Source organism: Nitrobacter hamburgensis X14 (assembly GCF_000013885.1).
GTDB lineage: Bacteria > Pseudomonadota > Alphaproteobacteria > Rhizobiales > Xanthobacteraceae > Nitrobacter > Nitrobacter hamburgensis.
In genome coordinates, this window is record NC_007964.1 from 1,419,562 (window position 1) to 1,441,578 (window position 22,017).

Genomic DNA, 22,017 nt, shown 5'->3' on the forward strand with positions numbered 1-22,017 from the left:
GCGTCCCGCGCCCCACCGGGGTAAGATGAGGTTGCGGTAGCGCAATAATTCAGGCCCGCCTTTGCGCGATCGCAAAGACAGGAAAGTTTATGGGATGCAGGGTCCGTCCCGGAGAACCGGCAGCTCGTCACGGTGTCTCAATTCTGCAGACGATTACCCTCAAGCTAGAGAAGTATGAACACGCCCCGGAAGGATATCCATAACTCCGATGTGCCGAGGCTCTGTCAGAGCTGTGATGTACGGCACAAGGGTATGTGCGGCGCGCTCAACGCCAACGAATTAGTGGATTTCGCCAAACTCACGCGTGTCGCGAAGGTATCCGCCGGCGACGTTCTCTTGCAGGAGCAGGGGCCGATCAGGTCCTATGCCAATGTCATGCGCGGCGTGCTCAAGCTGACCAAGACTATAGCCGATGGTCGCCAACAAATCGTCGGACTTCAATTCGCGCCCGATTTCGTCGGACGACTTCATCAAGATGAGAGCCCTGTCCGGGTCGAAGCCTGTTCGGATGTTGAGGTCTGCAGCATAACCAGGAACGCGCTGCGGAAGATGCTCGAAGAAAATCCGGCCCTCGAAGCGAAACTGCTGCACCAAGCCTTGCGTGAGGTCGATCAGGGTCGCGAGTGGATGCTGGCGCTTGGACGAAAGACGGCACACGAAAAGGTAGCGAGCTTTCTTATGATGATGGTTCGGCAGATCGATCCATTTGCAGGGGGCAACGTCGCTACGGCTTTCGATCTTCCGCTTACGCGCACCGAAATTGGCGACTTTCTCGGCTTGACGATTGGAACCGTTTCGCGCGAGCTCACGCGGCTGCGGCGAGTCGGAGTGATTCAGATTTCCTCGCACCGCCACATCGACATTCTGAATCTCGAGGCGCTTCGCCAATGCGCCGGCTAAGCGGAACGGTCCTCACGCCGGGAGCCCTGCATGGCGCGCCATAACCCGGCCTTGGCCTCGTGAAGAAGCAATAGTCGAAACGACGGCCGGTTTATCGCCCGCATCAGTTTCTATCGACAAGTTCATGGCCCGCGTCGCCGCCGATCAGTGAGCCGCGGTCGACAAAACCGGACGGTTCAAGGCGAAGCGAGCTGCAGCCAAAAAGAAAGGCCCGACGCCGTGAAGCGTCGGGCCGAGTCAGAGGAGGAACGGACCCACGGCGGGTCCGGATGTCGCCGGAGTCTCCACCGGCAGTTCGCTCATTTAACATACCTTCTATTTGTATAATTTGTTCTAGATCAATAAGGCGTTGTGCTCACTCCATCACCAAGTCGATCTCCCAGCGTCAGCAAAACCGCAGCGCATAGTTGCGAAGAGATATCCATTCCTGACGCCGCAGAGCATCCTGTGTGAGAGAATAACGGCGTCTTTGCGCTAGATGAAAAACATGCGTGTGAGTTGAATGTATTCTTGGCCCGTCGAAATCAAAAAGGGAGATCGGCATGCCAACCGAATCAATCATTGTGATCGCGTTTGTTACCGGCGTCATAACCATATTCTCTCTAGCGATAGCTTATGGTCAGCGTCAGACCACAGCTTACCACCGCGAACACCCGCAAAGGTAAGCTCGCAGAACTGCATGAATTGGCGGCGATCGCGGGCAGCTATATCGGTCTCACCGGTCGTCGTTGTGAGAGATACAAGATCAACCGTACTTGGGAAACGCGACATGTCTGATCATGGCGAATTGTTATACTCGACCGCGGAAGGAATGGATTATCCAGCGCATGAGACAACGTATAAGTCCTTCATCAAAATCGGGACGATCGGTGCTGGGATCGCCGTCACCGTTATCGCTTTGATGGCGATTTTCCTTACCTGATTGTCCGGCCTTCGTTCCTAATTTTCGTTTGCACTACTCAGCCCGTCTCTGAGGTACCTCAGAGACGGGCTTTTTTCTGTCGGGAGCTCGCGAAAGAACATTCTTTGCAGCCTAAAAGTGCGCGCAGGTGGTATTGTCGCGAACATAGCGGCGCGGCGCTAATCAACGCCGCGCGGCTAACTGCTAGGCGTCGTTTTGAAGCGTCCAACCAAGCGCTCGCCGTCCCACAATTCCACGTTACGGGCGCCGACTATCTTCTTTGCAGATTCGACTGCCTGAGCGTCATCTGCGCTCACTATAAGCGTGTCGCTCTGGATATGACCTTTGTCGTTGAGGATGTACACTCGATAATCAGTCACGTTGTCCTGTCTCCAGATTTCACCAGCGCCTACGAGCGGGGCGGAGGCGCGACTTCTCATTGTTCGCCGTCAGGGCCCCTGAGACCAATTGAGGGACTTCACGGAGGGAGGATTTCTGGTTCATCATAGCCGCAAGGAGCGCCGATGAAACAGAAATCCGGGCCGGACAAAGCGCCGGCAGAACAAGTGCTGAAGGACATCCGGCGTCAGACACGCCGGCAGTACTCGGCGGAAGAGAAGATCCGTATCGTGTTGGAAGGGCTGCGCGGCGAGGAGAACATCTCCGACATAGCGGCGCGGCGCTAATCAACGCCGCGCGGCTAACTGCTAGGCGTCGTTTTGAAGCGTCCAACCAAGCGCTCGCCGTCCCACAATTCCACGTTACGGGCGCCGACTATCTTCTTTGCAGATTCGACTGCCTGAGCGTCATCTGCGCTCACTATAAGCGTGTCGCTCTGGATATGACCTTTGTCGTTGAGGATGTACACTCGATAATCAGTCACGTTGTCCTGTCTCCAGATTTCACCAGCGCCTACGAGCGGGGCGGAGGCGCGACTTCTCATTGTTCGCCGTCAGGGCCCCTGAGACCAATTGAGGGACTTCACGGAGGGAGGATTTCTGGTTCATCATAGCCGCAAGGAGCGCCGATGAAACAGAAATCCGGGCCGGACAAAGCGCCGGCAGAACAAGTGCTGAAGGACATCCGGCGTCAGACACGCCGGCAGTACTCGGCGGAAGAGAAGATCCGTATCGTGTTGGAAGGGCTGCGCGGCGAGGAGAACATCTCCGAGCTGTGCCGCCGCGAGGGCATAGCCGCCTCGATGTATTACGGCTGGTCGAAGGAGTTCCTGGAAGCCGGCAAGCGCCGTCTGGCGGGAGACACCGCCCGTGCTGCCACGTCCGGCGAGGTGAAGGACCTTCGTCGCGAGGCCACCGCCCTCAAGGAGGTCGTGGCCGATCTCACCCTGGAGAATCGCCTGCTCAAAAAAAGTCTGAACGGGTCCTATCGGTGAATGCTTCGCATTCCCCTGCCGGGTGAGAGATGGGGAGGACGAGGCATGAGGTACCCTGCGTCCGAGAAAGCCGAGATCATCGAGCTGGTCGAGCAATCGCATCTACCGGCCAAGCGCACGCTGGACAAGCCTGGTGTCCCCCGGGCCACGTTTTATCGCTGGTACGATCGCTACCGCGCGGGCGGCATTGAGGCGTTGGCCGATCATCGGTCGAGGCCGGACCGGGTCTGGAATCGCATCCCCGACGATGTGCGCCGTCAGATCCTCGACCTGGCGCTGGAGATTTCCGAGCGGTCGCCGCGGGCGTTGGCGGTTCGCTTCACCGATGAGAGAAAGTACTTCGTCTCCGAGGCTTCGGTCTATCGGCTGCTGAAGGCGCATGTTCGATCGCTTGTCGTTGATCGAAGAGTCGTTTGAAAATATCCTCATTTTCGGCCGCCCGCCCACTGCCGCGACCGATCCAAATCTCTACCCTCGCTTCGTGTTCGAGCACTACGTAGTTCAAATTGATGCCGGTGATGTCGGTCGGTCCACCGATCAAGTTATCCTTTGTAGGAGAGCGGCCCGCGTGCAGTTGGGTTTTCTTGCTGGCGAACTCCAACAGACCTTCCCAAAACTTTAGGCGTTCAACGAATCGAGCGTGAGATTTTTCTTTTTCTTCCGCCACTATTTTTGTTTCAGGACTTGGACCAACAATCAACGTCAGCAGCGGAGCAACGTCGGAGTTCCCGATCTTGAACGCTTCGATCTTGACCAAATAAAAATCAGCAGAAGATGACTGGTTCAGCCATGCAATTGCGTTTACGTGCTCAACTCGTTTCTCGGCGATCCAAACGGCAGTCTCAAATAGGTGAGCACTTTACCTAGCAGGCTGTTGAAGAAGTGTCCGGTCTGGCTTTCGGGATGGCTTGATCGCCGTTGTGATAGGCGAAAGTGATCTGGATCGAGCCGCCGTCGAGCAGTTTGGCGTGGCCGTGGGACGGCGGGTCATGCTGGCACCGCCATGCGCTTCGGCAGTCGCACCAGATTGTAAGCGGCGGCTGCGAAGGTGAAGGCCTATCCGACGCGGTCGCGGCCGCGGAAGCGGGTCTTGTCCTGGCTGGCGACCGTCTTGATCCAGCCGAAGGCTTCCTCAATGCGCTTGCGGATACGCTGGCTGACGGCATAGCCGCTGTGCCGCATTGTGCGTCCGTCGATCGCCGAGCTCCGGCCGCTCGTGTTCTGCGCCACGTGCGGCGTCACCTTCATCGCGCGCAGCTCGTTGACGAAGCCCTCCGTGCCATAGGCCTTATCAGCGCCAAGTGTGATGGCCAGGGGCCGGTCGGCGCGAGGTTCGATCATGTGCAACGCCGCCACCCGCTCGGCATGTCCGTCGGCCAGCGTCAGGCAGGCGTCGACCAACAGGCCGTGGCGGTTCTCCATCAGCCCATGACCCATGAAGCACAGCTTCGCCTCCTTGCCCTTGCCCTTCTTGTAGAGCCTTGCGTCCGGATCGGTGGTTGAGGCAGGCGTGTCGTTAGTCCGCGTCTGGCCGTGGAAGTCGGCTTCGGCATTGCGCCCGGCGCCGCCGGCCGGCGGCTCGCCAGAGCCGTCCTTCGGTTTGACGCTCTTCATCGAAGCCCAGGCCTCGATCAGCGTGCCGTCGACCGAGAAGTGATCGCTCGACAGCAGCTTCTTCACCTTGGGCTGGGCCAGCACCGCACTCAGGAACTTTGCCGCGATGTCAACCTCAAGCAGCCGGTCGCGGTTCTTCGAGAACACCGAATGGTCCCAGGCCGGATCGTCGACGCCGATGCCCACGAACCAGCGGAACAGAAGGTCGTATTCCAGCCGCTCCATAAGCAACCGCTCCGAGCGGATCGAGTAGAACGCCTGCAAGAGCATCGCCCTGAGCAACTTCTCGGGTGGGATCGACGGCCGCCCGATCGGCGAATACAGCGCCGCGAACTCCCGCTCGAAAGCGACAAGCGCTTCGTTCACCATGACCCGGATGGCGCGAAGCGGGTGATCGCGTCGAACCCGCGCCTCCAGATCAACGTAGCTGAACAACTCGCCAGTCAGACTGTCACCACCGCGCACTCATCATCTCCAAATCGCATCGGAGCCAATGAATCATGCTTACAGCTCGGCCACGACTGGCTTTTTCAACAGCCTGCTAAGCGACCATCGCCGCTGTTGTTCCGGGGCGGACTTCATCGCGTTGACCTTGTCGCGGTAATAGCGGTCAAGCACCAACCCGACCAACTCATCCCGCCGCCGGCCTTCGCGTTCCTCCGCCTCGATCCGCGCCAACTCCGCCTTACGGACGGCGCGCTTTCGGTCTGCGGGGTCTGTGCCATCGAAGCGGAGGCGCATTGCGTCGTTTGCCGCCACACGAGCTTTCTTTAAGGAGAGAGTCCCCGGACCCGCTGCCGGACCAAAGCGTGATCTTCACGCGTGTGCCATCAGAACGTTCGTATCTGTGACCCCAACTTTTTGCGCCGGGCGGCTGAACAACCAGTCTGAGTCCCAGCTGCCCCAAATCCGCAATCTCGTATCGCGAAGAGCGTGCGGTAGCCTTCGCAACCGCTGGCGCTGTGAGCTTATCAGGCATCTTGAGCCAGACCGGCTTACTTTCCATCGCCGCCGGAGGTGTGCGCACCGGCCACTTTGTTGGCCAGCTGACATTCCCCGGCGGCGAGATCGAATTCACGAAGCGGCCAAACCGCAGACTTGCGCGTATCCTGCAAAAGTGAACGCCGGTTTTGCGATCAGAATGCGCGCAAGTTATTGATTGAGAGCATTTCCTTCACGCTAACCGGATTCCACTTAGCCGGAAAATGCTTCTAATACCCCGCCCAGCGAGGCGGTTCGTTTGACTTGTCAGGCCAAGTCTGAGCCTTCGTATACCACTGGTCGACTTCTTTTTTTGCGTAGTCGTTCCCATACCCGTAGCGCTGCTGCAGCTTCTTTTCGAGTTGCTCACGCTTACCAGAGATCTCCCAGAGGTCATCGAAAGTGAACTTACCCCACTGATCTCTCACCTTGTACTTGACTTGATCCCAATTTTCTTCAATTCGGTTCCAGTCCATTGCTAACCCTCCTTCAATCGTTTCGAGCGACGGAGACTAACAAGGCCGATGATCGGGCTTTGTTCTGGTTTTGCCGCCATGACAAATGGTCGCACCCGTGAGAAAACGACAGTTCCGCGGTAAAGACGCCTCGTCTGCGGAACCGGTGATTGCTGGGGCGCCAAATTATGGGCACGACACGCGCTCGCCAGAGCCTGTGCTCCGGCATTTGTACGATGAGGGGTGACATTCCCCCGGGGCTGGCAGAGAAGGTTGCGTGAGTCCGCGGTGCACAGGAAAGCGGGACGTAGCCGACCCCGGCAAATTTATGGGTTCATGTCCCAGAGCTATTCCGGCTTTGATGGACTCAAAGCCGCGCTCCAGCTTTTTGTTTTGACGCGCTTTCTTGACGCGAACCGTTACCCATCCTCTGGTCAAGCCCGAGGACACGCTTCGCTCGAAAACGCTATAGGAGTCATTGCATGGTGCAGAAAACTGGAAGCGGAAAATACAAAACGTCCTTTCCGGATCCCGACGCAAGCGCGTTCACTCACGACCTTCAGGAATACAGCGCGCCTGATTTTCCCGAACGGTTGAGCAGTCCCATGCGGGTTGACCTGGGATTGCTGGCGCGCATTGACGCTGCCAGAAAAGCCGATGGCTCGGTTGACCATCCGATCTGGTCGCAATGGTACGCCTCACAGGTCGAGGAATTGCGTGCCCGGTGGATGGAGCTATTCGACTTTTACAAGATCACCGCGCGATCGCCAGAGGATGCGTGGATGCAACTTGCGACCGCCCTGGCGCGAGACTTTGTTCCGGGCCTTCTGGTTGAGAATGTTTTTCCGACCCAGGATTTTCTAATAGACCAGGCACGGCTTTTCACCCTGATCACAGAGGTGTCGGAAGCCGTGCTCGCACGGCGCGCCGAGGCGGAGGAGGGCGACGATGTATCCGAACGAATGGTCCTCGAACATGACTTTTTCAACGAGCATCCGTGGAATGCCGAGCTACTTGGAAGGAAGCCTGACAGTATCGATGCACTCACAGCGATGTTTTCGCGAGAAAAGGAGCGCTTCGCCAGATTGCTGATCGCGCAATATTGGTCGAAGGCCGCGATCATGTCGTTCTTTGCCGATTCCGGTCTTGAAGTGCCCGAATTCGTTGCGGACCTGCCGGCGTGAGGGGCCAATTGATCGCCGCTGCCCTTCCCAGGAAGGTCGATGCCCGTAAAGGCGCTGCCGTAAAGGCTGCACACGCCGGGAACGGGTTAGACAAAACGCGTGCCAATGCGTTGGTGCCGCAGCCTGAAACCGGCAAAAGAGGCTACGTCCATCATCCCCGTCGCGGCCGGTTGTCACCCAGCGTGTGCCACCGACAACGCACGGGAGCATACGCTGGTTTCATGAGCTTTTCCATCGCTGTGATACGAGAGGCTTTGGGTGCAGACGAACCGTGCTGCAACCGCAGTCCCTGGCGGAAAAGTATCAACGCTTAAGAGCTTAACCCGCAGGTTCAAACCCGCCCTCAAAAGCGTTTTCGACTTTCGCGCTGGCTGCCGTCAAGCCCTTAGCTGGTCTCGCGTGATGCCGCGACGGCGGTCGGGGTCCGGCAGGCTTTCGTGCAGGGTTCGCAGCGTGTTCAAGGTCGATTGATCGGCGACCCCGTCGACGCGTTCGGGCCGGAAGTGACGCTGAAAGGCCGTGACAACTTCCATGGTCGGAGTGTCGAATGTCCCGCTGGCCTTGATGCCGTAGCCGTATCGCGCCAGCGATTGCTGTAGCGCACGGACATCGTCGCCCTCGCTGCCGGTCTTCAGCACGTCGCCGCGCACGATCGGCGAAGGTCGGACCCAGTGGCCGACGCCGGAATCTGCCAGCGAATGCCACGGAAATTTTTCGCCGGGATCTTTCTTGCGCGCAGGAGCGACGTCGGAATGGCCGACAACGCGATGAGCCGGGATATCGCGTCGAAGAATGATACCGCGGCACAGCGCGATGACAGCCGCGACCTGCCGTAGCGGAAAATCCGGATAGCCCCAGTCGTGGCCGCGATTGACGATCTCGATCCCGATCGAACAGGAGTTGATGTCTTCCTCGCCGGCCCATGAGGCGACGCCGGCGTGCCAGGCTCGCTTCGCCTCCTGGACGCACTGCACAATGCGACCGTCCTCGAGCACGACATAATGTGCGGACACGTCGGTTCCGGAGGTGCACAGCCGCGCCAGCGCGCCCTCGACGTCGGGCATCCCGGTGTAGTGCAGCACGATCATGTCCGGCTGCCGTCCTTTGGCGCGGTCGCCGAAGTTCAAGGAAGGCACGGTGTCGGAGACGACCGATGAGTCCGGGACGAAGGTCGACATTCCAGCGAGGGCCTTGGGGATCGGGAGGGGGCATCGACGCTTCAAATCGGAACTGGCAGACGCGAACATGCAACGACCCAAAACAGGCAGGAGAACGGCACGGGATCCAGCCAAAGCGCATCCCGATTTATCGGCGACTCATTTATCGGCGACTCACAGGATGACTATCCGGACGCGCGACCCAGCATGCAATGAGAGCGTGACACCTTTTCGCCTTTATCTGTTAACTGTTTCGTCTTTCCTGTTCATTGTGGGAGCGCTGCATCATCCGCGGCGCGTCGCGGTGCGCGACAGTTCGATTCCCGCCAGAACCATCAACCCTTTCTTAACGCTGAACGCCGTTACTAAGTGGTGAAAAGCCGAACCGGTCTTGGGGCGGCCGAGGTCCCATTTGCGCTCGAAACCCCCATGGCAGCCCCTCAAATTCCATGCGGAAGCCCGGGTTTGCCAGCTTATCCTCTTGTGGGGGAGCGATTGGGCGCCGATCCGGGCGGCTTTGCCGTGGGGACCCGGCTTCAGGACCGCAAGGGCCGGTTGATTTTCTGGCATTTGGGGTGGAATGGGCGCGCGCGTGTCGAGAGCGAGGCATCTGCGGACGGGGGCCGGATCATGACGGCTTCCCCGGTTCGGCATGTGCCCGTGCTCGGCCGCGAGGCCGTCGCCATGCTCGCGCCGCGTGCCGGCGGCGTCTACGTCGATGCGACCTTCGGGGCCGGAGGCTATTCCCGCGCCATTCTCGCCGTTGCGGATACCCGCGTGATCGGGATCGACCGCGACCGTAGCGCCATTGCCGGCGGCTTTGCCCTGGTAGAGGAGTCGGGCGGCAGGCTGACGCTGGTCGAGGACCGCTTCTCCAATCTCGCCGCGGTCTGCGCGGCGGAGGGTGCCGACGTCGTGGACGGCATCGTCATGGATGTCGGCGTGTCCTCGATGCAGCTCGACGAGGCCGATCGCGGCTTCTCGTTTCGTCTCGATGGGCCGCTCGACATGCGCATGAGCGGGCACGGGCCGACCGCCGCCGACGTGGTGGCGCGCGCCTCCGAGACCGATCTCGCCAATATCATCTATATCTTCGGCGAGGAGCGCCGCTCGCGCGCCGTGGCCCGCGCCATCGTCGCGGCACGGCGGGACGCGCCGGTCGCGACCACGCGGGCGCTGGCCGATATCGTATCAAAGGTGGTGCGCGCCAAGCCGCACGAGATTCATCCGGCGACGCGGACGTTCCAGGCGCTGCGGATTTTCGTCAACGAGGAGCTCGACGAACTGATCGCGGCGCTGGCGGCGGCGGAACGCGTGCTCAGGCCAGGCGGCCGGCTTGCGGTGGTGTCCTTTCATTCGCTGGAAGACCGAATCGTCAAGAATTTCTTCGCCCTGCGCGGCAAGACGGGCGGCGGCTCGCGCCACCGGCCGGAAATCGAACGGGCCGCGCCGAGCTTTGCCATCCTGACCAGGCGTCCGGTGACGGCCGGACAGGAAGAAGTGAGCGCCAACCCGCGGGCGCGCTCCGCCAAGCTGCGCGCCGCCGAGCGGACCGCTGCGCCCGCAACCGCTGACGATGGCGAGTCTCCGGGCTGGCCCTCGCTCGCAAACGTGATGCGGGGAGGTTGATCGATGCGGATCATCCATTTCCTCGTGGTCTGCGCGCTGGTCTATGCGGCATCGTATGTCTATCGCATCAAGATGGATTCGACGGCCCGCACCGAGCGCGTGTTGCGGCTCCATGCGCAGGTGCGTGAGCAGCGCGAGGCGATCGCGGTGCTGCGTGCGGAATGGGCCAGGCTCGATGCGCCGAGGCGTCTGCAGATTCTGGCCGAGCGGCATCTGAAACTGAAGCCGATCGAAGCCACGCAGTTCGACTCGCTGAAGAACCTGCCGGAACGGCCGCCGAGCCTGGTGCCGCCCGGCACCTCGGATCCGATCGGCGCCATGATCGAGATCGTCGATCCCGATGTCGTCACCGGCTCGCTGCCGTCGTCGGAGGACCCGCGATGACCGGCCAGAACATGCCCGATCGCGGCAGTCACGCGCCGTCCGTGGCGTGGAGCCAGCGCATGATCCGCAACCTGCTCTACGGGCGCAATGTCGATCGCGCCGCCAAGGCGCGGGTGCGCGTCGGCCTCGTCATCATCGTATTCGGCCTGATCTATGCGGTGATCGCGGCACGCCTCGTCATGTTTGCAGCGTTCCCGGACGACCGGGGAGGACACCGCACCGCGTCGCAGGATGCGATCGCCACCGCGCGGCCCGATATCGTCGATCGTAACGGCCAGGTTCTTGCCACCGACGTCAAGGCGCCAAGCCTGTTCGGCGAGCCGCGCCGCATCATCGACAGGGACGAAGCAGTCGAGTTGCTGACGGCGACGCTCCCCGACCTCGAGACCGCCGAGGTCCGCCAGCGACTCGGTACCCGCAAGGGCTTCGTCTGGCTGAAGCGCGAGATCACCCCGTCGCAGCAGAAGGAAATCCATAATCTCGGCATTCCTGGTATCGGCTTTCTGCGCGAGAACAAGCGCGTCTATCCAAGCGGCCGCGAGGTGGCGCATCTGATCGGCCTGGTCAACATCGACAACCAGGGCATCGCCGGCATGGAGAAGTGGCTCGACAGCAACGGGCTCGCCGATCTGCATCGCGCCGGCTTCGCCACCGACCGCCTGCAAAAGCCCGTGGAGCTGTCGGTCGACCTGCGCGTCGAGCACGCGCTGCGCGACGAACTGGTCAAGGCCAAGGAGCACTATCACGCCAAGGCCGCCTCGGGCCTCGTCTCCAACGTGCGGACCGGCGAGATCGTGGCGATGGTCTCTCTGCCGGACTTCGATCCGAACAACCCGAAGGAGGCGCATGATCCTGATCGCATCAACCGTTTGACCACGGGCGTGTACGAAATGGGGTCGACCTTCAAGGCTTTCACGCTGGCGATGGCACTCGATTCCGGCAAGTACGATCTGAATTCGATGTGGGATGCGCGTGCGCCGCTGCACTACGGCCGTTTCACGATCCATGACGACCATCGGCTCGGCCGCTTCATCAACATGAAAGAGGTGTTCACCTATTCATCCAATATCGGCGCGGCGCGGATCGCGCTTGCGCAAGGCGTCGAGGCGCACAAGGCGTTCCTGCGCAAGCTGGGCCAGATGGATCGCCTGCGCACCGAACTGCCGGAAAGCGCCGCGCCGATCCTGCCGCGCAAGTGGGGTGAGCTGAACACCGTTACCATCGCCTACGGCCACGGCATCGCAGTGGCGCCGTTGCAGGCGGTGATGGGCATCGATGCGCTGGTCAACGGCGGCTGGCTGATTCCGCCGACCTTCCTGAAGCGATCGGAGGCGGACGCGATGAAACTCGCCAAGCGCGTCATCAAAAAGGAAACCAGCGACAAGATGCGCTTCCTGTTACGGCTCAACGCGGAGGTCGGAACCGCGAGGAAGGCCGACGTCAAGGGCTACTATGTCGGCGGCAAGACCGGCACCGCCGAAAAGGTGATCAACGGCCGCTACGCCAAGAAGCGCGTGCTCAACGCCTTCACCGCGATTCTGCCGGCGGACAATCCCCAATACCAGCTTCTGGTCATGCTGGACGAGCCGCAGCCGCTCAAGGAAACCCATGGCTTTATTACATCCGGCTGGAACGCGGTGCCGACCGGCGGCAAGGTGATCGCGCGCATTGCGCCGCTTCTCGGCGTGCAGCCGCGGTTCGATTTGCCGCCGTCCGAGCGCCTCATTCTTGCGGCATCCAGAACGACGCAGTAGACGCAGGTTCGGCCATGCGGCCGGGACCAGGAGACCATGAAACTTCGCGAGCTTTTCGGCGACGATGCCGCCATGGACGCGCGGACAGGCGAGCTTGCCGTCACCGGCCTCGCCGTGGACAGCCGCGAGGTGAAGCCGGGCGATCTTTTCTTCGCGCTTGCCGGCACAAAGACCGACGGCGCGCGGTTCATCGATGCCGCGATCGCGGCCGGCGCGGTTGCGGTCGTCGGTGACCACGCGCCGGCGGGTGCCTGTGTTCCGTCCGTCGCCACATCGAATCCGCGCCGGGCGCTGGCGCTGGCGGCGGCGAAATTCTATCCGCGGCAGCCCGCGACCATCGCCGCTGTCACCGGCACCAGCGGCAAGACTTCGGTCGCAGCCTTCACACGGCAGATCTGGCAGCGGCTCGGGCACCCGTCCGCCAGCATCGGCACCATCGGCGTGGTTGCGCCGTCGCGTGCGGTGTACGGCTCGGTGACGACGCCCGATCCGATCTCATTGCATCGCGAACTCGATCAGCTTGTGGGCGAGGGCGTCACGCATCTGGCGCTGGAAGCGTCTTCGCACGGACTCGATCAATATCGACTCGACGGCGTGCGTGTGCGCGCCGCCGGCTTCACCAACCTGTCGCGCGACCACATGGATTATCACCCGACCGTCGCGCACTATCTCGATACAAAACTGCGGCTGTTCCGCGATCTGGTCGAGCCGGACGGCGTCGCGGTGATTTCCGCCGATCACGACTGTTCGGGCACGGTGATCGAGGCGGCGAGCGCGCGTAACGTCCGGATAATGCGTGTCGGCCGCCGCGGCGACGGCACGCATAGCGGCATTCGTCTGGCCGATGCGGTCATCGAGGGCTTTGCGCAACGGGTGACTCTCGAACACGCCGGACGCGAGCGTATCATTCGTCTGCCCCTGGTCGGCGAATTCCAGATCGAGAACGCGCTGGTGTCGGCGGGGCTCGTCATCGGCACCGGCGGCGACGCGGATCAGGTGTTCGCGGCACTCGAGCATCTCGAAGGCGCGAAAGGACGGCTTGAGCTGGTCGGCGAGCGCAACGGCGCGCCGGTTTTTGTCGATTACGCCCACAAGCCGGACGCGCTAGCGAAGGCGTTGCAGGCGTTGCGACCTTACGCTAGCCGCAAACTCGTAGTGGTGTTCGGTGCCGGCGGCGATCGCGACGCGGGGAAACGTCCGCTGATGGGCGAGGTCGCCGCCGCCAACGCGGACGTGGTCATCGTCACCGACGACAACCCGCGCAGCGAAAATCCCGCCGCCATTCGTGCAGCGATCCTCGCCGCCGCCACAGGCGCGCGCGAGATCGGCGATCGCGCCGAGGCGATCCGAACTGCGATTGTCGGCTTGCAACCGGGCGACGCATTGCTGATCGCCGGCAAGGGCCACGAGACCGGGCAGATCGTCGGCGATCGCGTGCTGCCGTTCAGCGATCATGACGCCGCCATCGCAGCGCTGACTTCGAGGGCGACATGAGCGAACCACTCTGGACCTTGGACGTGATGGCTGCGGCGATGCGCGCCGAGAGGCGCGGCGCGTTGCCCGCGGCCATCACCGGCATTTCCATCGACAGTCGCACCATTGTGCCCGGCGATGTCTATTTCGCGATCAAGGGTGACGTTCACGACGGCCACGCTTTCGTCGATGCTGCCTTGAAGGCTGGCGCGGCGCTGGCGGTGATTGAGGCCGCGCAGCGCGACAAGTTCGCCGCCGATGCGCCCTTGCTGATCGTTGACGATGTGCTCGCCGCCTTGTGCGATCTGGCGCGGGCGTCGCGCGCGCGCCTCGCCGCGCAGGTGATCGCGGTGACAGGCTCGGTCGGCAAGACCTCGACCAAGGAGGCGCTGCGGAGCGTCCTCGGCGCGCAGGGCAAGACCCACGCCTCGGTGGCTTCGTTCAACAACCACTGGGGCGTGCCGCTGACGCTGGCGCGCTGCCCGGAGGACGCGCGCTTCGCGATCTTCGAGATCGGGATGAATCACGCCGGCGAGATCTCGCCGCTGGTGAAAATGGTGCGGCCGCATATCGCGATCATCACCACGGTCGAGCCGGTGCATCTGGAATTCTTCTCCGGCATCGAGGCGATCGCCGACGCCAAGGCGGAAATTTTCGAAGGCGTCGAGCCGAAAGGCGCGGTCGTGCTCAATCGCGACAATGCACAGTTCGCACGGTTGCAGCGGCGTGCGAAGAAACTCGGGATCGCGAAGATCGTCTCGTTCGGCGCAGACGAGAAGGCCGACGCCCGCCTGCTTGACGTTGCGCTGCATCCGGCGTGCTCCGCCGTACACGCCCGGATTCTCGGCCATGAGCTGACCTACAAGCTCGCCATGCCCGGCCGTCACATGGCGATGAATTCGCTGGCGGTGCTGGCGGCGGCGTCGCTGGCCGGCGCCGATCTCGCGCTTGCGGGTCTTGCGCTGTCGCAGGCGCAGCCGGCCGCGGGACGTGGTGTGCGCCATGTTCTGATGGTGCCGAACGGCGAGGCGACGCTGATCGACGAGAGCTACAACGCCAATCCGGCGTCGATGGCTGCGGCATTGACCGTGCTCGGCCAGGCCGGGGTCGGCACGCAGAGCCGCCGCATCGCCGTGCTGGGCGACATGCTGGAACTCGGCTCCAGCGGCGCCGACCTGCACCGCGGCCTGACCGAGGCCATCAATGCCAACGCCATCGACATGGTATTTTGCTGCGGCCCGCTGATGCGCAACCTGTGGGATGCGCTTTCCTCCGGCAAGCGGGGCGGCTATGCAGAGGGATCGGTCGCGCTCGAATCGCAGGTGGTGGCGGCGATCCGCGCCGGCGACGTCATCATGGTCAAGGGCTCGCTCGGCTCGCGGATGAAAGTGATCGTGACGGCGCTTGAAAAGCGATTTCCCGGCAACGCCGTGCATGACGAAGCCGCGGTCTAGGGTTTCAAGACATGTTTTACTGGCTGATCGATCTTTCCAACACGGTTCCGGGGCTCAGTATTTTCAAGCCGATGCTGAACGTCTTCCGCTACATCACCTTCCGTACCGGCGGCGCGATGGTGACGGGCGCGTTGTTCGTGTTCCTGTTCGGCCCCTGGATCATCGACAATCTTCGCCTGCGCCAGGGCAAGGGACAGCCGATCCGCGCCGACGGGCCGCAGTCGCACCTCGTCAGCAAGAAGGGCACGCCGACCATGGGCGGCCTGATGATCCTGTCGGGGCTTGTCGTCTCGACCGTGCTGTGGGCCAACCCGCTCAATCCGTATGTCTGGATCGTGCTCGCGGTGACGCTCGGTTTCGGTTTTATCGGATTCTATGACGACTATCTGAAGGTGACGAAGCAGACCCATGCCGGGTTCGCCGGGCGGACCCGCCTCCTGCTCGAACTCCTGATCGCGCTGGCGGCGTGCTATGCGCTGATCCGCTTGGGCCGCGAGCCGTTTTCGACCGCGCTGGTGATCCCGTTCTTCAAGGACGTGGTGGTGGATCTCGGCTGGTTCTTCCTTGCCTTCGGCGCCTTCATCATCGTCGGCGCCGGCAACGCGGTGAACCTCACCGACGGTCTCGACGGCCTCGCCATCGTACCTGTCATGATCGCCGCCGCGAGTTTCGGCATGATCGCCTATCTCGCCGGCAACGCCGTGTTCGCCGACTACCTCCAGATCAACTACATCGCCGGCACCGGTGAGTTGGCGGTGCTCTGCGGCGCGGTGCTCGGGGCGGGCCTCGGCTTCCTCTGGTTCAACGCGCCGCCGGCCTCGATCTTCATGGGAGACACTGGTTCGCTAGCGCTCGGCGGCATGCTCGGTTCGATCGCGGTCGCGGTGAAGCACGAGATCGTGCTGGCCGTCATCGGCGGGTTGTTCGTGCTGGAAGCGGTGTCGGTGATCGTGCAGGTGGCGTCGTTCAAGCTCACGGGAAAGCGCATCTTCAAGATGGCGCCGATCCACCACCACTTCGAACAGCTCGGCTGGACCGAGCCGCAGATCGTGATCCGGTTCTGGATCATCTCGGTAATGCTGGCGCTGGCCGGCCTCTCGACGCTGAAGCTGCGGTGATGGGCGCGGCGGCGGACATGTTGGCATGCTCGTCATTCCGGAAGCTGCGCAGCAGCTATCCGGAATCTCGAAATTCCGGGTTCACGCTTCGCGTGCCGCGGAATGACAAGGTATTCACATGATCCCCGTCACCTCCTTCGCCGGCAAGACGGTCGCGGTGTTCGGCCTTGGCGGCTCCGGCCTTGCAAGCTGTCACGCGCTGAAGGCCGGCGGCGCCGAAGTGATCGCGGGCGACGACAACGCCGACAATCTCGCCAAGGTGGCGCAGGCCGGCTTCATCACTGCCGATCTGCGCAACGTATCGTGGGTAAATTTCGCCGCGCTGGTGCTGGCGCCCGGCGTGCCGCTGACCCATCCGAAGCCGCACTGGAGTGTGCTGGCGGCACGACAGGCCGGCGTCGAGGTGATCGGCGATATCGAACTGTTCTGCCGCGAGCGCGCACGCCACGCGCCCGATGCGCCCTTCGTCGCCATCACCGGCACCAACGGCAAGTCCACCACCACGGCGCTGGTCGCGCATCTGATGCGCGAGGCCGGGCACGACGTGCAGATGGGCGGCAACATCGGCACCGCGATCCTGTCGCTGGAGCCGCCGCGCAAGGGGCGTGTGCATGTGATCGAGATGTCGTCGTACCAGATCGACCTCACGCCCTCGCTCGATCCGACCGTCGGCATCCTGCTCAATGTCAGTCCCGATCATCTCGATCGCCACGGCACCATCGAGCATTACGCGGCGGTGAAGGAACGGCTGATCGCCGCCGTGCAGCCGCATGGCACGGCTGTCGTCGGCGTCGACGATATCTGGAGCCGCACCGCGGCGGATCGCATCGAACAGGCCGGCAAGCGCGTGGTGCGCGTCTCGGTGAAGCGGCCGCTGGCGGATGGCATCAGCGTCGATCACGACAGGATCGTGCGCGCCTCCGGTGGCGCGCAGGCCGAAATCGCCGATATCGGCGGCATCGGCTCGCTGCGCGGGCGGCACAATGCGCAGAATGCCGCGTGCGCTTCGGCGGCGGCGCTCGCGCTCGGCGTCGGCCGCGACATCCTGCAACAGGACTTGCGCAGTTTTCCCGGCCTCGCGCACCGCATGGAACAGGTGGGACGCAAGGCCAACGTGCTGTTCGTCAACGACTCCAAGGGCACCAATGCCGACGCCACCGAAAAGGCGCTGTCGTCCTTCGCCGAGATTTTCTGGATCGCGGGCGGCAAGCCGAAAAGCGGCGGCATCGCCCCGCTCGCCGAGTTATTCCCGCGCATCCGGAAAGCCTATCTGATCGGCGAGGCGGCGGAGGAATTCGCGGGCACGCTGGAGGGCAGGGTGGTTTACGAGATCAGCGGGACGCTGGAGGCCGCAGTGCCTGCCGCCGCGCGTGATGCGGAAGGCTCCGGCCTTGCGGACGCCGTGGTGCTGTTGTCGCCGGCCTGCGCTTCGTTCGATCAGTTCCGCAATTTCGAGGCTCGCGGCGACCGTTTCCGCGAGCTGGTGCGGGCGCTGCCGGGCGTGACGCCGGTCGCGTGAGGCCGCACCTCGGTTATTCTCACGTCGTCACCCGCGAAGGCGGGTGACCCAGTATTCCGTGGCGTCTGCGAATGATCGAAAGTTGCGGCGTACTGGATACCCGCCTTCGCGGGTATGACGGGGGATATGGTCCGAAAACTTGTCCAGCTTCCTTAACCCTCCGGTAACCATGATGGGGGACCAATGGGATGATCTCCGCCCGCAGGACCCGCCATGATTTCACGTGAACAACGCACGCCGCTCTCGGAATGGTGGTGGACCGTGGATCGGCTGCTGCTGGCGGCCATGGTGCTTCTGATGCTGACCGGCGTGGTGCTGTCGCTGGCGGCCAGTCCCTCGGTCGCGACCCGGATCGGGCTCGATCCATTTCACTTCTTTCATCGTCACGTGCTGTTTCTGCTGCCGTCGATTATCGTGATGGTCGGCGTGTCGTTCCTGTCGCCGCGCCAGATCCGCCGTTCGGCGCTGATCGTATTTGCGCTCAGCGTCGTATTGATCGTGGCCACGCTCTGGCTTGGGCCCGAGGTGAAGGGCGCGAAACGCTGGATCACGATCCTCGGCGTCAATATCCAGGCTTCGGAATCCGCAAAACCCGCCTTCGTCGTGCTGGTGGCGTGGCTGTTTTCGGAGTCCGCGCGCAAGCCCGAGATGCCGGCGACGTCGATGGCGCTCGCGCTGCTTCTGGGAGTGGTGACGCTCCTGGTGCTGGAGCCGGACTTCGGCCAGACCATGCTCATCCTGATGGTGTGGGGTGCGCTGTTCTTCATTGCCGGCATGCGCATCATCTGGGTGTTCGGGCTGGCGGGCACGGCGGCCGCCGGGCTATTCGCCGCCTACATGCTGGTGCCGCACGTCGCGACCCGCATCCAGCGCTTCATGGATCCGGCCTCGGGCGATACCTTCCAGGTCGATACCGCGATGGAGGCATTTGCCAACGGCGGCTGGTTCGGGCTCGGTCCCGGCGAGGGTATCGCCAAGCGGAGTCTTCCGGACAGTCACACCGACTTCGTGTTCGCCGTCGGCGCGGAAGAGTTCGGCATCATTATGTGCCTCGGGCTGCTGGCGCTGTTCACCTTCATCGTCATCCGTACGCTGTCGCGCGCCTACGCGTCGGAGGACCTGTTCTCGCGCTTTGCGGCGTCCGGGCTCGCGATCATGTTCGGCGTGCAGGCGGCCATCAACATGGCGGTCAACCTGCATCTGATCCCCGCCAAGGGCATGACGCTGCCGTTCATTTCCTATGGCGGCTCGTCGATGGTCTCGCTCGCTTACGGCGTCGGCATGATGCTGGCGCTGACGCGGCAGCGGTCGCGCACGGAAATGGAATCGATCGGCGACGCCGCCGCTGCCAGCTACGCTTGACGTGGCACTGCTGAAGAAACTCCGTCATTGCGAGCGTAGCGAAGCAATCCAGTTCTTCTCTTTCGGTTCCTGGATTGCTTCGCTACGCTCGCAATGACGTTCGGAATGCAAATCTCATGACCACTACGCCTCTCATTCTCCTCGCTGCCGGCGGCACCGGGGGACACCTGTTTCCCGCCGAGGCGCTCGGTGTCGAACTGATGAAGCGGGACTTGCGCGTGCGGCTGGTGACGGACTCGCGCGCGCTGCGCTACAGCGGGCTGTTCTCGAAGGACATGACCGACGTGGTGCCAAGCGAGACGGTGCGCGGCCGCTCGCCGCTGGCGCTGGCGCGCACCGGGTTGATGCTCGCGACCGGCACCGTCGTCGCGCTCAACCTGATGCGCCGTCTGAAGCCGGCCGCCGTGATCGGATTCGGCGGCTATCCGACCTTGCCGCCGCTGATCGCCGCACGGCTCAAAGGCATTCCGACCGTGATCCACGACGCCAACGCGGTGATGGGCCGCGCCAACCGCTTGCTGTCGCGCCGCGTCAACGCCATCGCCACCTCGCTGCCCGGCGTGCTCGACAAGGAACCGTCGCTGATCGGCAAGACCACGACGACCGGCACGCCGATGCGGCCTGCGATTCTCGCCGCTTCCACGGTGCCGTTTGCGACTCCAGGATCGGACGGCCCGCTCCGCGTGCTCGTGGTCGGCGGCAGCCAGGGCGCGCGGGTGATGTCGGATATCGTGCCGGGCGCGATCGAAAAGCTTGGATCGCCGCTGTGGCAGCGGCTGGTTTTGACCCAACAGGTGCGCGACGAAGACATGGCGCGGGTTCGCGCGGTCTACGAGCGACTCCGGATCAACGCCGAGCTGGCGCCGTTCTTCGCCGACCTGCCGTCACGGCTGGCGTCGAGTCACATCATCGTCTCCCGCTCGGGCGCAGGCACGGTGGCCGAACTCGGAGCCATTGGTCGTCCCTCTATTCTCGTGCCGCTGCCCGGCGCGATCGATCAGGATCAGTTCGCCAATGCCGGCGTACTCGCCGATGTCGGCGGCGCGATCCGCATCGTGCAATCGGATTTCACCCCGGATCGCTTGGCCGCCGAACTGTCCGCGCTGGCCGCCGATCCGGCGCGGCTCGCTGCGATGGCTGCCGCCGCGCGCACCGTGGGTCGCCTCGACGCCGCCGAACGGTTGGCTGATCTGGTGATGAAGGTGGCGCGACTCGATTCGCCGGCATGACCGCTTGACATTTGCCGTCATGGCCGGACTTGTTCCGGCCAACGCCGAGTGCCGGCGAGTCCCGGGTAGCGGGCATCAGGACTTTTGCGAGAACACGACCCATGAGACTGCCGCGCGAAATCGGCCCCATCCACTTCGTCGGTATCGGCGGCATCGGCATGAGCGGCATTGCAGAGGTGTTATGCAACCTCGGCTACACCGTGCAGGGCTCGGACGCCTCCGAAGGCGCCAATGTGGTGCGCCTGCGCGACAAAGGCATCAAGGTCACGGTCGGCCACCGGGCCGAGAACGTGAGCGGCGCGGACGTGCTTGTCGTCTCTACCGCGATCAGGCGCGACAACCCCGAACTGATGGCGGCGCGCGCGCAGCGCATTCCGGTGGTGCGCCGTGCCGAGATGCTCGCGGAACTGATGCGGCTGAAAAGCTGCGTCGCTATCGCCGGCACCCACGGCAAGACCACGACCACCTCCATGGTCGCGGCGCTGCTCGACGCTGGCGATTTCGATCCCACCGTCATCAACGGCGGCATCATCAACGCCTATGGCACCAACGCGCGGTTAGGGGCCGGCGAGTGGATGGTGGTGGAGGCCGACGAGAGCGACGGCACATTCCTCAAGCTGCCGACCGATGTCGCCATCGTCACCAATGTCGACCCCGAGCATCTCGATCACTTCAAGACCTTCGACGCCGTGCAGGACGCATTCCGCTCCTTTGTGGAGAACGTACCGTTCTACGGCTTTGCGGTGATGTGTATCGATCATCCGGTGGTGCAGTCCATGGTCGGCCGCATCGAGGATCGCCGCATCGTCACCTATGGCGAGAATCCGCAGGCCGATGCGCGGCTGGTCGATCTTGCGCCGAACGGCGGCGGCTCGCATTTCAAGGTGGTGTTCCGCAATCGCAAGACCGATGCCGCGCACGAGGTTTCCGATCTGGTGCTGCCGATGCCGGGCCGTCACAACGCGCTCAACGCCACGGCGGCGATCGCGGTAGCGCACGAACTCGGCATTCCCGACGCCACCATCCGCAAGGCGATCGCGGCGTTCGGCGGCGTCAAGCGCCGCTTTACCAAGACCGGCGAGTGGAACGGCGTCACCATCATCGACGACTACGGCCATCATCCGGTCGAGATTGCCGCGGTGTTGAAAGCGGCGCGCGAGTCGACCGGCGGCAAGGTCGTCGCCGTGGTGCAGCCGCATCGCTACACCCGCCTGCAATCGCTGTTCGAGGAATTCTGCACCTGCTTCAACGATGCGGATACCGTTGTCGTCGCCGAAGTCTATCCGGCGGGCGAGGCGCCGATCGCAGGTATCGACCGCGACCACTTCGTGCTCGGCCTGCGCGCCCACGGCCACCGCGAGGTGGTGCCGCTGCAGGAGCCGGCGGCGCTGGCGGGCGTCATTGCAGGTCTCGCGAAGCCCGGCGATTATGTCGTGTGTCTCGGCGCCGGCAACATCACCCAATGGGCCTACGCGCTGCCGGGCGAGTTGAAGGCGCTGGGATGAGCACG

General features: G+C 63.0%; 17 protein-coding genes and 3 pseudogenes. 15 read left to right on the top strand and 5 right to left on the bottom strand.

Annotated features, from left to right (window positions below):
* The first annotated feature begins 252 nt into the window (after positions 1–252).
* From NHAM_RS06430 to NHAM_RS24720, 4 genes and pseudogenes are all read left to right on the top strand, one after another.
* The gene (locus tag NHAM_RS06430; RefSeq protein ID WP_347336452.1) at positions 253–900 is read left to right on the top strand and encodes a Crp/Fnr family transcriptional regulator; all 648 of its coding nucleotides are present in this window, start codon (positions 253–255) and stop codon (positions 898–900) included.
* A gap of 769 nt (positions 901–1,669) precedes the next feature.
* Entirely contained in the window at positions 1,670–1,822 is a 153-nt protein-coding gene (locus NHAM_RS24715) for an aa3-type cytochrome c oxidase subunit IV (RefSeq protein ID WP_011509779.1), read from the top strand.
* 503 nt (positions 1,823–2,325) lie between these two features.
* A pseudogene (locus NHAM_RS26530) lies at positions 2,326–2,481 on the top strand (IS3 family transposase); the annotation flags it as partial.
* Positions 2,482–2,828: 347 nt separating this feature from the next.
* A pseudogene (locus tag NHAM_RS24720) lies at positions 2,829–3,575 on the top strand (transposase); the annotation flags it as partial.
* On the opposite strand, the gene NHAM_RS29250 reads toward NHAM_RS24720, so the two are convergent.
* The 4 genes and pseudogenes from NHAM_RS29250 to NHAM_RS06470 form a co-directional block, all read right to left on the bottom strand.
* The gene (locus tag NHAM_RS29250) at positions 3,514–3,861 is read right to left on the bottom strand and encodes a DUF4268 domain-containing protein (RefSeq protein ID WP_430707703.1); all 348 of its coding nucleotides are present in this window, start codon (positions 3,859–3,861) and stop codon (positions 3,514–3,516) included. The pseudogene NHAM_RS24720 and the gene NHAM_RS29250 overlap by 62 nt on opposite strands.
* 320 nt (positions 3,862–4,181) lie before the next feature.
* Positions 4,182–5,273: pseudogene (locus tag NHAM_RS06460) on the bottom strand (IS5-like element ISNha8 family transposase).
* 39 nt (positions 5,274–5,312) lie between these two features.
* The gene (locus NHAM_RS06465; protein WP_157043551.1) at positions 5,313–5,567 is read right to left on the bottom strand and encodes a hypothetical protein; all 255 of its coding nucleotides are present in this window, start codon (positions 5,565–5,567) and stop codon (positions 5,313–5,315) included.
* A 452-nt stretch (positions 5,568–6,019) separates the two neighbouring features.
* Positions 6,020–6,265, bottom strand: coding sequence for a CsbD family protein (locus NHAM_RS06470; protein WP_011509785.1), 246 nt, complete (start codon positions 6,263–6,265; stop codon positions 6,020–6,022).
* Between the two features lie 461 nt (positions 6,266–6,726).
* Here NHAM_RS06470 and NHAM_RS06475 point away from each other — a divergent pair, with 461 nt between their 5' ends.
* Positions 6,727–7,428 carry a hypothetical protein gene (locus tag NHAM_RS06475; RefSeq protein ID WP_011509786.1) on the top strand — a complete coding sequence of 234 codons (702 nt, stop codon included), beginning with the start codon at positions 6,727–6,729 and terminating at the stop codon, positions 7,426–7,428.
* A 377-nt stretch (positions 7,429–7,805) separates the two neighbouring features.
* Here NHAM_RS06475 and NHAM_RS06480 read toward each other — a convergent pair whose 3' ends face one another.
* Positions 7,806–8,675 carry an N-acetylmuramoyl-L-alanine amidase gene (locus tag NHAM_RS06480; RefSeq protein WP_011509787.1) on the bottom strand — a complete coding sequence of 290 codons (870 nt, stop codon included), beginning with the start codon at positions 8,673–8,675 and terminating at the stop codon, positions 7,806–7,808.
* 540 nt (positions 8,676–9,215) lie between these two features.
* Here NHAM_RS06480 and rsmH point away from each other — a divergent pair.
* The 10 genes from rsmH (at position 9,216) to murC (ending at position 22,012) form a co-directional block, all read left to right on the top strand.
* Positions 9,216–10,214: a 16S rRNA (cytosine(1402)-N(4))-methyltransferase RsmH gene (rsmH, locus tag NHAM_RS06485; protein WP_041358836.1), complete on the top strand. Its 999-nt coding sequence runs from the start codon at positions 9,216–9,218 to the stop codon at positions 10,212–10,214.
* Between the two features lie 3 nt (positions 10,215–10,217).
* A complete protein-coding gene (ftsL, locus tag NHAM_RS06490; RefSeq protein WP_011509789.1) occupies positions 10,218–10,598 on the top strand; it encodes a cell division protein FtsL in 381 nt (126 codons plus the stop codon).
* Positions 10,595–12,352, top strand: a complete 1,758-nt coding sequence (locus NHAM_RS06495) for a peptidoglycan D,D-transpeptidase FtsI family protein (RefSeq protein ID WP_011509790.1) — start codon at positions 10,595–10,597, stop codon at positions 12,350–12,352. Before ftsL ends, NHAM_RS06495 begins: the two co-directional genes overlap by 4 nt.
* A 36-nt stretch (positions 12,353–12,388) precedes the next feature.
* Positions 12,389–13,846 (top strand): UDP-N-acetylmuramoyl-L-alanyl-D-glutamate--2,6-diaminopimelate ligase, encoded by a 1,458-nt coding sequence (locus NHAM_RS06500; protein ID WP_011509791.1) that lies wholly within the window; start codon positions 12,389–12,391, stop codon positions 13,844–13,846.
* Positions 13,843–15,279: a UDP-N-acetylmuramoylalanyl-D-glutamyl-2,6-diaminopimelate--D-alanyl-D-alanine ligase gene (locus NHAM_RS06505; protein WP_011509792.1), complete on the top strand. Its 1,437-nt coding sequence runs from the start codon at positions 13,843–13,845 to the stop codon at positions 15,277–15,279. Before NHAM_RS06500 ends, NHAM_RS06505 begins: the two co-directional genes overlap by 4 nt.
* Before the next feature lie 11 nt (positions 15,280–15,290).
* Positions 15,291–16,397, top strand: coding sequence for a phospho-N-acetylmuramoyl-pentapeptide-transferase (mraY, locus tag NHAM_RS06510; protein ID WP_011509793.1), 1,107 nt, complete (start codon positions 15,291–15,293; stop codon positions 16,395–16,397).
* 118 nt (positions 16,398–16,515) lie between these two features.
* Entirely contained in the window at positions 16,516–17,916 is a 1,401-nt protein-coding gene (gene murD, locus NHAM_RS06515; protein WP_011509794.1) for a UDP-N-acetylmuramoyl-L-alanine--D-glutamate ligase, read from the top strand.
* 213 nt (positions 17,917–18,129) lie between these two features.
* Positions 18,130–19,278, top strand: coding sequence for a putative lipid II flippase FtsW (ftsW, locus tag NHAM_RS06520; protein ID WP_011509795.1), 1,149 nt, complete (start codon positions 18,130–18,132; stop codon positions 19,276–19,278).
* A gap of 116 nt (positions 19,279–19,394) precedes the next feature.
* Positions 19,395–20,507 carry an undecaprenyldiphospho-muramoylpentapeptide beta-N-acetylglucosaminyltransferase gene (murG, locus tag NHAM_RS06525; RefSeq protein WP_011509796.1) on the top strand — a complete coding sequence of 371 codons (1,113 nt, stop codon included), beginning with the start codon at positions 19,395–19,397 and terminating at the stop codon, positions 20,505–20,507.
* A 101-nt stretch (positions 20,508–20,608) separates the two neighbouring features.
* Positions 20,609–22,012, top strand: a complete 1,404-nt coding sequence (murC, locus tag NHAM_RS06530) for a UDP-N-acetylmuramate--L-alanine ligase (protein WP_011509797.1) — start codon at positions 20,609–20,611, stop codon at positions 22,010–22,012.
* Positions 22,013–22,017: the final 5 nt, after the last annotated feature.

Coding starts and splice junctions, on each gene's coding strand:
- NHAM_RS06505 (WP_011509792.1), top strand. CDS start 13,843: ATGAGCGAACCACTCTGGACCTTGGACGTGATGGCTGCGGCGATGCGC.
- mraY (WP_011509793.1), top strand. CDS start 15,291: ATGTTTTACTGGCTGATCGATCTTTCCAACACGGTTCCGGGGCTCAGT.
- NHAM_RS06500 (WP_011509791.1), top strand. CDS start 12,389: ATGAAACTTCGCGAGCTTTTCGGCGACGATGCCGCCATGGACGCGCGG.
- murC (WP_011509797.1), top strand. CDS start 20,609: ATGAGACTGCCGCGCGAAATCGGCCCCATCCACTTCGTCGGTATCGGC.
- NHAM_RS06475 (WP_011509786.1), top strand. CDS start 6,727: ATGGTGCAGAAAACTGGAAGCGGAAAATACAAAACGTCCTTTCCGGAT.
- ftsW (WP_011509795.1), top strand. CDS start 18,130: ATGATTTCACGTGAACAACGCACGCCGCTCTCGGAATGGTGGTGGACC.
- NHAM_RS24715 (WP_011509779.1), top strand. CDS start 1,670: ATGTCTGATCATGGCGAATTGTTATACTCGACCGCGGAAGGAATGGAT.
- murG (WP_011509796.1), top strand. CDS start 19,395: ATGACCACTACGCCTCTCATTCTCCTCGCTGCCGGCGGCACCGGGGGA.
- ftsL (WP_011509789.1), top strand. CDS start 10,218: ATGCGGATCATCCATTTCCTCGTGGTCTGCGCGCTGGTCTATGCGGCA.
- NHAM_RS06470 (WP_011509785.1), bottom strand. CDS start 6,265: ATGGACTGGAACCGAATTGAAGAAAATTGGGATCAAGTCAAGTACAAG.
- rsmH (WP_041358836.1), top strand. CDS start 9,216: ATGACGGCTTCCCCGGTTCGGCATGTGCCCGTGCTCGGCCGCGAGGCC.
- NHAM_RS06495 (WP_011509790.1), top strand. CDS start 10,595: ATGACCGGCCAGAACATGCCCGATCGCGGCAGTCACGCGCCGTCCGTG.
- NHAM_RS06430 (WP_347336452.1), top strand. CDS start 253: ATGTGCGGCGCGCTCAACGCCAACGAATTAGTGGATTTCGCCAAACTC.
- NHAM_RS06480 (WP_011509787.1), bottom strand. CDS start 8,675: ATGTTCGCGTCTGCCAGTTCCGATTTGAAGCGTCGATGCCCCCTCCCG.
- murD (WP_011509794.1), top strand. CDS start 16,516: ATGATCCCCGTCACCTCCTTCGCCGGCAAGACGGTCGCGGTGTTCGGC.